The 11759-nt window shown below is 39.1% G+C and carries 10 protein-coding genes and 1 tRNA gene; 8 read left to right on the plus strand and 3 right to left on the minus strand.

Features of this window, described 5'->3' with window-relative positions; translation table 11 throughout:
• Positions 1-73 precede the first annotated feature (73 nt).
• From IQ31_RS25595 to IQ31_RS25615, 5 genes are all read left to right on the plus strand, one after another.
• Positions 74-616, plus strand: coding sequence for a hypothetical protein (locus tag IQ31_RS25595; RefSeq protein WP_070570475.1), 543 nt, complete (start codon positions 74-76; stop codon positions 614-616).
• Between the two features lie 384 nt (positions 617-1000).
• On the plus strand, positions 1001-1879 hold the full coding sequence (locus IQ31_RS25600; RefSeq protein WP_120334907.1) for a Ppx/GppA phosphatase family protein: 879 nt from the start codon (positions 1001-1003) through the stop codon (positions 1877-1879).
• 74 nt (positions 1880-1953) lie between these two features.
• Positions 1954-2037 (plus strand) — tRNA-Leu (locus tag IQ31_RS25605).
• 663 nt (positions 2038-2700) lie between these two features.
• On the plus strand, positions 2701-3015 hold the full coding sequence (locus IQ31_RS25610; RefSeq protein ID WP_145331062.1) for a hypothetical protein: 315 nt from the start codon (positions 2701-2703) through the stop codon (positions 3013-3015).
• A gap of 219 nt (positions 3016-3234) precedes the next feature.
• On the plus strand, positions 3235-4260 hold the full coding sequence (locus IQ31_RS25615; RefSeq protein WP_145331064.1) for a hypothetical protein: 1026 nt from the start codon (positions 3235-3237) through the stop codon (positions 4258-4260).
• A gap of 192 nt (positions 4261-4452) precedes the next feature.
• Here the strand turns inward: IQ31_RS25615 and IQ31_RS25620 are convergent, their stop codons facing one another.
• Together IQ31_RS25620 and IQ31_RS25625 are read right to left on the minus strand one after the other, a co-directional pair.
• Entirely contained in the window at positions 4453-4884 is a 432-nt protein-coding gene (locus tag IQ31_RS25620; protein WP_088160849.1) for an SRPBCC family protein, read from the minus strand.
• A gap of 4 nt (positions 4885-4888) precedes the next feature.
• Positions 4889-5557 (minus strand): DinB family protein, encoded by a 669-nt coding sequence (locus tag IQ31_RS25625; protein WP_157698411.1) that lies wholly within the window; start codon positions 5555-5557, stop codon positions 4889-4891.
• A gap of 269 nt (positions 5558-5826) precedes the next feature.
• Here IQ31_RS25625 and IQ31_RS25630 point away from each other — a divergent pair, with 269 nt between their 5' ends.
• The gene (locus IQ31_RS25630; RefSeq protein ID WP_088160851.1) at positions 5827-7812 is read left to right on the plus strand and encodes a glycoside hydrolase family 97 protein; all 1986 of its coding nucleotides are present in this window, start codon (positions 5827-5829) and stop codon (positions 7810-7812) included.
• 103 nt (positions 7813-7915) lie between these two features.
• Here the strand turns inward: IQ31_RS25630 and IQ31_RS25635 are convergent, their stop codons facing one another.
• The gene (locus IQ31_RS25635) at positions 7916-10279 is read right to left on the minus strand and encodes a glycoside hydrolase family 127 protein (protein WP_088160852.1); all 2364 of its coding nucleotides are present in this window, start codon (positions 10277-10279) and stop codon (positions 7916-7918) included.
• A gap of 285 nt (positions 10280-10564) precedes the next feature.
• Between IQ31_RS25635 and IQ31_RS25640 the strand changes: the two genes are divergently transcribed.
• Both IQ31_RS25640 and IQ31_RS25645 read left to right on the plus strand, forming a co-directional pair.
• Positions 10565-11155, plus strand: coding sequence for an LOG family protein (locus IQ31_RS25640; RefSeq protein WP_145331066.1), 591 nt, complete (start codon positions 10565-10567; stop codon positions 11153-11155).
• Positions 11156-11353: 198 nt separating this feature from the next.
• Positions 11354-11698, plus strand: a complete 345-nt coding sequence (locus IQ31_RS25645; protein ID WP_088160853.1) for a hypothetical protein — start codon at positions 11354-11356, stop codon at positions 11696-11698.
• The last annotated feature ends 61 nt before the right edge of the window (positions 11699-11759 follow it).

The raw sequence follows: 11759 nt of genomic DNA on the forward strand, positions 1-11759 counted from the left end.
TTTCTTTCTTTTCACGGATAGGGTTTCGGAGAACATATATTTTATCTACTTTTGTATAGTTAACAAAATTGATATGAAGATTAATAAGTTATTTATTGTTGCGGCTTGTGCGGGTACATTATTTGCATCTTGTGGTCAAACAGCTGCAGATAGACAGCGTCAATACTCTAATGCATCCTTAGCGGATGGTGATGCCTTTGCAATGATTAAATTCGTTGGCGAAAATGGAAACTACTTGGTAAATCTTGCCGATGTAGCTGCAAAACAATCTACCTCAGCAGAGGTGAAAAATGTAGCTGCAAAGATTAAAGAAGCTTACGCAACAGTGTTGCCAGAATTAGACAATTTAGCAAAAGAATTGCATGTTGGCGATGCGCAACGTGGTGTACCTGCATTTCAAGTTCCAGCTTCAATTGGTTCGGACAGTACAGCGGCATTCAACGATAAAGCATTTTTAGCACTAGTGGTTGAAAAACAAGGTGAGATTAATACAAGATTGTCTCATGAAGAACACAATACAAACAAGGATGTTATTCACCTTTCGGAGGAGTCTTTGAAAAAAGTGGAAGAGATCTATAAATTAGCTGGTGGTAAAGTTGAAGAACACCATCACTAAGAAAAACACCATCACTAAGAAATAAGGTAAATAGAAGGAAAGGAGTATTCATTAAAATGAATATTCCTTTTTTTATGAGTTTTTTGCTGGCAATAATGGATTTTCTGTATGGAATTGTACCAGGTACTGCATTTCGATAGGATACGCTACCTGTATCCTGAGTTAGTTGATTGTCAGTGAGATAATTTTGTCAGGAAATGAGTTCATATTTTTGAGAAAACAGGAGTTTTAGTTGTTTTACGACAATATCAGCTGTTGTGTGCGCAAGAATTCCTTGTGATAATCGTTTGTTATTTGTTAAATTAATGATAACTTAACATTTATATAACATAGTTTTTAATAACTGTGTTTATTTTAGCGTAATTTAATGAAATCGTATATAAAGTGAGATACGCCGCAATAGATATAGGCTCCAATGCAGTCCGTCTTTTGATAGCTGACATTATAGGACAGAAAGATCAATATAATTTTAAGAAAAATACACTGTTACGTGTTCCACTCCGTTTGGGAGATGATGCGTTTATTCATCAGGAAATTTCACCAAGAAAAGCCGAGAGTTTGATCAAAACGATGAAGGCTTTTCGGGAGTTGATGGATGTTTATCACGTGGAGGATTATATGGCCTGTGCGACGTCGGCCATGCGTGATGCACGAAATGGGGCTGACATTGTTGCGGAGGTCAAGAAAAATGGTATAAACATCGATATTATCGAAGGAGCAAAAGAGGCTGAGATTATTTACAATAGCCATTGGGATAATAAGATGGAAAAGGACAAAGTTTACCTGTACATTGATGTGGGTGGCGGTAGTACTGAATTATCGTTATTCGCTAATGGTGTTTTGGTTAATTCTAAGTCTTTCAACTTGGGTACGATTCGTATTTTAGACAATCAGGATAAGGCAGAAACCTGGGATGAATTGAGGGAATGGGTACGTAGCAATACGCATATGTATAAGCAAGTTGTTGGGATCGGTACCGGTGGTAATATTAATAAGCTTGCACGCCTCTCCAATGAGAAGCTGGATAAACCATTGTCCTATGCCAAATTAAAAGCGGTATATGAACATTTATCTTCCTTTTCTTTAAAAGAGCGCATAATTTTATTGGGGTTAAACGAAGATCGTGCGGATGTTATCATACCTGCGAGTGAAATTTTCCTGACAATTATGAAGTATGGCCGTCTAAAACAAATCATTGTTCCAAGGGTTGGACTTGTCGACGGTGTAATTAGAACCTTGATCAATAGGAATTTAGTGAAATAATGCTTTAAAAAGCAATTTTCGACTTGTAAAAGAGCGAAAAATCTTTATTTTTGTGATACCAAAGGTGAATATGAGCCCAGGTGGCGAAATTGGTAGACGCACCATCTTGAGGGGGTGGCGCTCGCATGGGCGTGGCAGTTCGAATCTGCTCCTGGGCACTTAAGGAGACACTAGTCAATAGTTGTCTCCTTTTTTATGCTCAAAAATATATCTCACATCCAAGGCATATGATAAATTTGATAATAATAAAGCCTTATTGGTTTATTTGGATAAAAATTTACACCGGGGCCGGTTCGAAGTTTATGGACCTAGTCTTATAAGAAGTTATTCTGTAATTTACTCGTGGTATTTATCTTGTATAGATAGGTTTTCCGGGAAACCAATTAGCGCCATTACCACCACAGGTAAATGCTTTCTGCTTTCTCGATTATTTTCCATTTTCTTATAAAAGCAATGTTTACGGTTCGCTATTCTAATTTTTTAACCCCATTTGCGCTAGTATATTTGGGCATTGTTAACGAATTTGTCCGATGCTGTAATAATTGGGCTGCTGAACTGTAGTTTATTTTGAATCAGATCCCTAAAAATACAAATAATGATAGAGACATACAATGTATAAAAATAAGACTTGCTGTCAAGATTAACCTATATTGTACAAACAGTTGTATTGCGAATAATAGACTAACAACCACGAATAATGAAGGGGCCTATAGCAAATAATAAATCACCGTAAAATTAGTTAAATGCGTTTCTATTTTTACTTCCATAAAATAAAGACCTGCTTCAAAAGCATGTTATGGTTTAACAAAAAAATAGAAACAATGAAAAAATTAATGATGAGTTTGATGGCGGTTGCGCTGCTATCTACAGTGGCTTCTGCAAAGACAACAGAAAAGGCTCCGAAAGAAAATGTCAATGTTAAAACGACGACTTACCGCCTTCCTAAAACGAACACCCTCGTGAAAGTCACCGAAGAGGTCAAAGAAAGCAAAGGCCAATTAACGCATTGTGTTTTTGTATTGAGTTTTTATGACTATGATACGGCACAATTGGTCGGTACACATACTTCAGACACCTATACGAGTGGCGGTTGTGGATCGTTCTTTAGAGCGTGTAGAGCTTTTTGGGGTGTTTAATGCAGGCGATCGCTCTTGATTTCAATCAGCTGAAAGGCTTCTGCATTTTCACGGTGTTACAAAAGGTTAAATCTAAGCGGGGTTAAAACCCCGCTTTTTTGTTTTGGACTGATGAAAAAAAACGCTATCTTCGATTATTATATTTAATTTATCAGATAAAAAAGTACGAGTGGTCCCTGTTTTTAATGATAACGGAATTTGAAACCGAAGAACTTCAATATGCACACTAGAAATTTTTTACTTCTTCTTAGCTCAGTGGTATGGCTAAGTTGTACAAAAGATCCCATCGAGCCAAAGGTAGAGCCCCCAGAGGTGGTACCTACAGATACCACCAAAAATGAACCCACTGTTCCGCCAGATAAGTATGAGATTCGAAAAGTACAGTTACAAATGAGTAAGCTTTTCGCTGATGACAATATTGATGAAAAGGTGTTCCTGGGGGGACTTTGGAGTCTCAAAGATACCCTTGATGGTCCGCGACTAGAAAGCCTGGAAGCAAAAGCAAAAAAAGTTAAATTCCATTTTTTGTCTTATAACGACGCATCCATAGATTTGGGCTTCTTTGTGCCCAGTTATAAAAATGGCCTTGCTTATGCCAATAAGTTTGAAAAATCGAAACAGGCGAGCAGCATGAATTTCTCCTCCAGCACTTTTGAAGATTATGCCGAAATACAGGGATTTCTTGGTAATTCGAAGGATGTAAAGAAGGCCTTATCCCTTGTGAGACATGCAGATTCAACGACGATCAGTAAACCCAATAGCACACTTCGGATAGGCAATGTCAATAAGCTTACAATATATATTGATTATATGGAGTATTATGAAGCTTACCCAACATCGGAAGTCGCAGCATTGACCCAAGCAGGTTACTCTCCCTATGTGCTTTCTTCGGTGACTTATGGCACCAATATGATTCTGATGGGAGAAACTGATTCAACACGGGCAAAACTCAATACAGCGATAGACAAAATATTGGAAAAGCAAGCACTGGATGATATAGATATCAAAGTCCTCGATTGCAGTAATTTGCTGATCTACTATCGTGGTGGCGGGAAGAACAGTTTTATTCAGTATCCAAAAGGAGCCCAGGCTATTGGAACAGCACTCCGCGATATGCTCCTTTATGTAAGCCAGACGGAGAATATCTTTAATTATCCACTTACTTATGACTTCATGAGCCTCAAGGATTATAGTACGTTAGAGTATTACAATATTTTTGATATTCACGTCAAAAAGGAAAAGTAAACTAATGCTAAAAATATAAAGGGCATATTTTAAAGAAGTTGACTTTCTTAGGTTTGCTTAAATGCATAAAGCAAAAACATAAAAAGGGGATTTAGATCCCCCTTTTTATTGAGTCAATATGTGTTTTTGATCAGTCTAGCGAGCGCTTGATCATTAAGCGCCTAATTTAACTTATTTAGTTTCACTCAACTCTTATAAAAGTTGCAAAGCATCTGGCCAAGCTTCATTAAAGTAATCGATGTATTCGTCGTTTGTATCAACATCCACTTTCAATAATGTTTGTCCCTCGATGGCTGAAAAAGAATAGTTTTCTAATGCTCCTGCCCAATCTTCAACTGTTGGTCCGGATAAAATTTCCTGGCCCTTATCTAAGATGCCAAGGTGGCGAATAGATACATATGAATTTGGAATATATTCAGCAATCTCTGCTACCATTCCGCCTTTTTCACCATTTTCATTGACGCCAGTGAAATGAATTCTTTGTCCCTTTTCCCAAACGCCTTCGAAATCAGAGCTCGGATCGAAGGCACTGGTCCATTGTTTGTACGTTTCTTTATCGAGCATTGTTTTAAAAACCCGTGAGACAGGAGCATCAATCTTAATTTGATAGGTCAATTTCTTCATCTTTCTATTGTTTTGGAAAATTGGGATCGGCTTTTATTTCAGCGATTTGTTTGGTATGACGTGCACAATGTGCGGCAATAAACATCAGGGCTTGGTAACCATCAATTGGACCGGTTGGGGAGTCGCTGACATGATTTCTAAGATCTTCCGCATCAGCTTTTTTGATATAATCAAGTACTGGCTTACGCGCGGCATTGAAATCAGCGAGTGCCGTTTTCACATTTTTATAAATGCCCTCTGGTTGGAGTTCCTTGGGTGCCTGATATTTGTGACTCCTGTCTGTGAGTGCATTCTTGAGATTGTCGTCGGTCATCTTGATCTCTTTCCGCCTTTCAGGTTGTGGATCTTGATCCAGGCCTTTTTTTGCCATGTCAAATATCATTCGTTCTGAACGAATAATATGTTCAAGGCATTGACTGATAGACCATTTGTCAGGCGCTGGTTTAAATTGGAGCTGCGCTTCGCTTAAACCCGCAACCTGCTTTTCAAGTTCTGCAGTTGTTTGGTTAAAGTATTGTAATAGCGAGTCGGTTCCCACATAATTACGTTTTAAGGCCTGTTTTTTTAATATCAGCGCAATGTTTTGGTTCTTTTGCTCGAACAATAATCGTGATTTGGCTGACAATGGAGCTAAGGAAGCAGTTGCTATACTTGCAATTGCTATCATGTTCATAATTAGATTCATAGTTTAATACGTGTTAAAATCGTAAAAATAAATGTCACTACTTCTTTACAATTATAACACATTTTTGTTTTCTATATCTTTCCATAAGGCAAGAAAAGGCGGGAGGGCCGGCTCCCTAACAAGAAGGTCATAACTCCTTAGATAGTGGCATCAAGTGCTGGATAAGTGTCGTATTGCATAATAAGTGTTTTTTGTACATTTATTAAAATAAAACCTTATCTTTAACAGAATAACTAACCTACTATTTGAGTTAATCTATGTTAAATCACAATTATACGCGCTATTTTAGACGTTTACCATTAAAACCTTATGTTTTGGTATGTATCGTGTCTTTATTGGGCACAATTGCTGTAGCACAGCAGACATCGGTATCTAGTCCTGATGGAACTTTGACCGTTAAATTGGATCTGAAAAACGGCAATCTATTCTATGAGGTTGAACTGGAAGGGAAAACGATGTTGGAAGCTTCTCCGCTTGGGCTCCAAAGCAAGACGATAAATTTAAGTGATAATTTGCATCCAATAGCAGAAAAAAGAGCTGAAATTTCGAGCAATTATAACGAATCAAAAATCAAACGCAGTCAGGTAGCGTATAAAGCGAATGAATTGCGTTATTTGTTGGAGAATGCTTCAAAGCAACAGATTGAGGTTACTTTCCGTGTTAGTAACAACAATATTGCCTTCCGATATTATGTGCCTCAGGTAGGCGAGCCGGCCAATTTTGCATTAATAAAGGAGGAGAGTGGCTTTAAATTTCCACTCATTACAACAACATTTTTAACAGCTCAAGCTTCCCCGATGATAGGTTGGATGAAAACAAAGCCAAGTTACGAAGAGGAGTATCAGGCAGATCAGGCTTTAGGGATACCTTCGAAGTATGGTGTTGGATATACTTTTCCTGCACTCTTTCATGTTGGGGATCGTGGATGGGTACTTGTTTCGGAAACGGGTGTATCAAGTGCTTATTGTGCATCCAAGTTAAGCGAAGGCACCAAGGATGGTCTTTATAGTATTGCTTTCCCGGAAGAAAGGGAGAACAATGGCATTGGACGTGCAGCTCCCACAATTTCATTACCCGGTTATACACCTTGGCGTACACTGACTATCGGGCGCAATCTAAAACCCATTGTGGAGACGACCATTCCTTTCGATGTTGTTGAGCCGCAATATCCGGCGTCGAAGAAATACGAATTCGGACGGGCAACGTGGAGTTGGCTGGAATGGCAGGATGGTAGTATTAATTTTGAAGACCAAAAGAAGTTTATTGATCTGTCAGCTTCAATGGGTTATGAATTTGTATTGATCGACAATTGGTGGGATACAAAGATCGGCCACGAAAAAATTGAACAATTGGTGGCTTATGGAAAGGAGCGGGGCGTAGGTATTTGCCTGTGGTATAATTCGAACGGATTCTGGAACGACGCACCGCAAACACCAAAAAATAAAATGAATACTTCGATCGCACGTAAAGCCGAGATGCAATGGATGCAGCGTGTGGGCATTAAAGGAATCAAAGTTGATTTTTTTGGAGGTGATAAACAGGAAACACTTAAGCTTTACGAAGATATTCTTTCGGATGCAAATGATTATGGATTAACAGTTATATTTCATGGATGTACTTTACCGCGGGGTTGGGAGCGTATGTATCCGAATTTCGTGGGTAGTGAAGCTGTATTGGCCTCCGAAAACTTGATTTTCACACAACATGCAAATGATACGGAGGCCTTTAATGCGACTTTACATCCATTTATTCGCAACGCCGTGGCGGCAATGGATTTTGGTCCGGTTTTGTTGAACAAACGTCATAACCGTGAGAATAACGGTGGTACTATTCGCAAAACGACAGAAACATTTCAATTGGCAACTGCGATTTTATTTCAGACTCCAGTGCAAAATTTTGGGTTGACACCCAATAATTTACAGGAAATGCCAGCCCATGTGATTGATTTTATGAAACAGGTACCTACAACCTGGGATGAAACAATTTTTATTGATGGTTATCCAGGTAAATATGTCATACTTGCCCGGAGAAAGAGTGATACATGGTATATAGCGGGTATAAATGCCGAGGGCAAAGAAAAGACGGTATCGGTGAATTTGCCCATGTTGAGTACGGATGCGGTACAGCTAATCGACGATAACATCGCCCGGGAATCAACACAGAAACAAATTCGACTTTCCAAAACAAAGACCATCAAATTGACATTGCAACCGGATGGCGCAGTTGTTTTAATCGGAAAATAAAACAACTGCGCTCTTCTGACTAACTGAATTGTTCTTGATTAACACAGTTAATCAAGACTAAGTGAATCACTCCTGACTAATGGAAACTTTGAGAAAGTTTCCATTAGTCAGGACGAAGAGTCCGGATTTCTAGGATCTTGTGACTTGTGGATCCTGCCCCGGCCTTAATTTTTAGTTCTATTTTGGTTTTCCCTATACCATCATTGGGAAGCTGTATACGTATTGTTTTAATGGTTGACTTCTCATCCTTGTCTTCCAGTGTGCTAATGGTTTTACCATCGACCATAACCTCCGTTATCCTTGATGAGTTGTCTGCCAGCAATTTGATTGCTATCAGTTGGGTCTCGGGCGTTATTTTCATCACATAACTAAACCAGTCTTTTGTATCGCGCCAGCGTGTATCGCCGAATGCCCCAGCATTGCTATTTTGCTCGCGAAAAAAGTGATCTGATTCCGGTTGTTGCTCTCCAGCGACAACCTTATCGACTGTTTTGGCAGCTAGCGCCAAGCTTTCTATTTCATCACTGTTCATTTTCTCCTGTAACGCCTGTAGTTCCTTTTCTGTTGCTTGAGGCCAATAGATCATATAACGGGAATCATGAATACCGAAAAAGGGTTCTAGTTCCATTTGAATACCTTTTTTTTCCAAATAAAGATCTGAGAGCGTAAAATGTAAGGGCTTGGATGCTATTGGTTTTACAAGTGCCGGAATATTGTTCGGCTCAGCTTTAAGAATTGGGAGATCACGTAAAGGGATTTGTTTTCCCGATGCAATGTGCCCCATTCGGCTGTCATCGGCCTGAAGTCCCAAAAGATCTTCCTGTCCACTACGGGCACCCAAAACAAGAGGTCCATATAAAATACTATAATAATTGCTTTTATCAGGCAACTGCTCAGTATGTATCCCCATAGGCAATTCAAGACTGACGATATCCCCCTTTCGCCATGTACGTTTGATTTGGATATGATCATTCGTTGAACTGAAATTGTGGTAAGGCTTTCCATTGATCAATACATGCGGAGCTGCTGTCAGCCAGTTGGGTTTACGAATAAACAAGCTGAATGAAGTCGGTTTTTTGGGGTTGATTCGGATGCTTGTATTGGCTTCTTTCGGAAAGTTCGTTTCTTGAATAACTTCCATGTTTTTCTCTTTCCAGTCCAAGCGTGAAGGAATAAACAAATTGACGAACAAGTCATTGTTGCGTTGTGCATAGATCATTTCACCATATTTGGCGTGGTTTTCCATCCCTGATCCAACGCAGCACCACATACTTGTCTGTGTTTGTGAATAAACGCGATAATGCCCCGGACGGATTTGTGTGAAATAAACTAATCCACCATGTTCGGGATGTTGTGTCGATAAGATGTGGTTGTAAAGAGCACGTTCATAAAAATCGAGGTATTTTCCTTGCGGATCAGTTTGGTAGAGCATTTTTGTGAGCCGTAACATATTGTACGTATTGCAGGTTTCAGGTCCCTCAATGCTATATAACATCTTTGAAAAATCGTCCGTAGGGTTAAAATGCTCACTCACACTATTTCCACCAATAGCAATCGAGCGTTGCTCAACGACATTGTCCCAAAAGTACCGAACAGCCTCAGCCCATTTTTCGTTGTGGGAAAGGTCAGCGATGCGTTTAAAACCGAGAACTTTTGGAATTTGTGTATTTGCGTGCAATCCTGTTAAATGATCTTGATGCGCTAATAAGGGCTCAAGTATGGATTGATGACTAAATTTACGAGCCAGCTCGAGATAAGTTGGGTTTTGGGTAATTGCAGCGACATCAGCAAAGGTTTCGTTCAGTCCACCGTGTTCACTTCGTAACATCTCCTGTATTTGAGCTTCGGAAAGTTGACCAACCAACTTAAGCGCCCAATCAGTCATCTGAATAAGCATGTCTTTCGCAGATTCATTGCCTGTCAACAAGTAGGCATCTCGCAGGCCAGCATAGGTTTTGTGTATATTATATAGCGGTACCCATTTTCCATTCAAGTTAAAGCTACCGGCGTTGATCCGGCCTTGTTGAATCTCTGTCCAACTAATTTTACCCCCAGGCACCCCGCCAATGTATCCGTTTCCATTTGCTTCCTGACAACGTTTCAAGTTGACCAGCATGTAATCCAGGCGTTCCTTGATGCGAAGATCTCCTGTAGCGGCATACATATGAGCCAGCGCAGATAGATAATGACCTCCGATATGGCCATCTAGTCCTGTATTTTCCCAATTGGTATAAGAGTCTTTTTTAAGCGGTAAATTGGCTTCGCGTAAAAATGGAGCCAACAATCGGTCCGGATCCATTTCCAATAAATAAGTGATATCCAGGTCTTCAGCATGTTTAAAAACTCCAGGTAACAACCTTACCTCTCTTAAATCGAAATAATTTAATTGAGGAGTTGTTTGAGCAGATAGCGCCAGACAAAATAAGCTTAAGAGAGCACTGTGCAAAAATTTGTTTTTGAAGATCATATGGACTGAAATTATCATTTGTTATTAACAAGATCTGATGAGCTTGTCTGGTTAGCCGTTATGTATAAAAAAGACCGGTAAATCAAAGATATTAAATGTGTTATTTATTTTAAGTGTTTTTTTTACATTTATCTATGCAAGAGAAAAAGGATGAATAGTTTTAAGTTGTATTTATTTGATAATTAGAGTTTTGCTTATTTTGTGTTTAGGAAGGTAAAATCCTGGCCTGCTGATAAGATCGCAATAAAAAAGAGCTGATCCGTTTATTTTTAGCTATACTTGTATATGAATAAAATTAATAGTATTGTTATTTTTTGTGCTTCCAGTTTAGGGAATTCGGCCGTGTATGAAGAGCAAGCCTCCTATGTGGGAAAGGTTTTGGCTGAATACGGTATCCGTTTGGTTTATGGCGGCGGAAGGGTTGGCCTAATGGGGGCTGTTGCGAATGGAGCTCTTGCGCACGGAGGTGAAGTAATAGGTGTGATTCCCGATTTTTTGAATTCGAAAGAAAGAGAGCATAGGGGTGTAACAAAACTGATTATTGTAGATACCATGCATGATCGTAAACGAATTATGAGCGATTACGCCGAAGGGGTTATTGCACTGCCGGGCGGTTTTGGTACATTGGAAGAACTTTTTGAAATGATTACATGGGCTCAATTGGGTTTACATAAAAAGCCAGTTGGTTTATTAAACATCAATGGATTTTATAATCATCTAATTCAATTTATTGATCACATGGTCGAAGAAGGGCTTCTTAAGCAGGAAAATAGAGCAATGTTATTGGTCGCTGATACGATTGAAGAGCTGATCGAGAAAATGCAACAGTATGAAGCACCACTGGTTCCAAAATGGATTGAGAAGGATGAAATTTAGGGCTTCGGTAAATTTTTATATCATCTTAATCCTGCTCTTATTTCTGACTAATAGCATTCTTATCGCTTTTTAATTTCGATTTAGAGATTTGTAACAGAATTTCTTATTCCTCCATATGTTACAATCTCGGTTTTTTTAGCCTGTATTTTTATCGTTTCTCTGTTTGGGCTTATTGCTCAAACAGTATCTCAGAATACTATGAAATCGTTCAGAATTGACGAAGTCGAAATTAGTTCGAAGTATTACAAAAGATATAATCCGAAACAACTGTCGGAAGCAATGCGGCTAGAAGCCTCATTGTTAAATATACCACAGCATATTCAAGTGGTGAACAGCGAGATTTTTAGGGATCAGGTGGTACTCAACCTCAATGAAAGTGCTACCCGAAACTGCAGTGGTACATTTCGGGAGGAACGGCATAATCGTATATCTCCAGATATCTATTCCCGTGGCAGCTATATCAGCGCGCAGCATAATGGTGTTGATATGCGTCCACTGGGAAAAGGGCCTAAATATCATTTTTTTTCAATGGTTAATTTTTGAACAACATTTTAGAAGAAATGAACAACAATCAATCGAATTAGAGGTGATACCTTTGTTATGG

Origin of the sequence: Sphingobacterium siyangense (assembly GCF_007830445.1) — a bacterium.
GTDB lineage: Bacteria > Bacteroidota > Bacteroidia > Sphingobacteriales > Sphingobacteriaceae > Sphingobacterium > Sphingobacterium siyangense.

Bases quoted from the DNA above. Each gene is read 5' to 3' on its own strand.
- IQ31_RS25645 (WP_088160853.1), top strand. From the start codon at position 11,354: ATGAAATCGTTCAGAATTGACGAAGTCGAAATTAGTTCGAAGTATTAC.
- IQ31_RS25630 (WP_088160851.1), top strand. From the start codon at position 5,827: ATGTTAAATCACAATTATACGCGCTATTTTAGACGTTTACCATTAAAA.
- IQ31_RS25635 (WP_088160852.1), bottom strand. From the start codon at position 10,279: ATGATCTTCAAAAACAAATTTTTGCACAGTGCTCTCTTAAGCTTATTT.
- IQ31_RS25615 (WP_145331064.1), top strand. From the start codon at position 3,235: ATGCACACTAGAAATTTTTTACTTCTTCTTAGCTCAGTGGTATGGCTA.
- IQ31_RS25625 (WP_157698411.1), bottom strand. From the start codon at position 5,557: ATGAACATGATAGCAATTGCAAGTATAGCAACTGCTTCCTTAGCTCCA.
- IQ31_RS25595 (WP_070570475.1), top strand. From the start codon at position 74: ATGAAGATTAATAAGTTATTTATTGTTGCGGCTTGTGCGGGTACATTA.
- IQ31_RS25640 (WP_145331066.1), top strand. From the start codon at position 10,565: ATGAATAAAATTAATAGTATTGTTATTTTTTGTGCTTCCAGTTTAGGG.
- IQ31_RS25610 (WP_145331062.1), top strand. From the start codon at position 2,701: ATGAAAAAATTAATGATGAGTTTGATGGCGGTTGCGCTGCTATCTACA.
- IQ31_RS25620 (WP_088160849.1), bottom strand. From the start codon at position 4,884: ATGAAGAAATTGACCTATCAAATTAAGATTGATGCTCCTGTCTCACGG.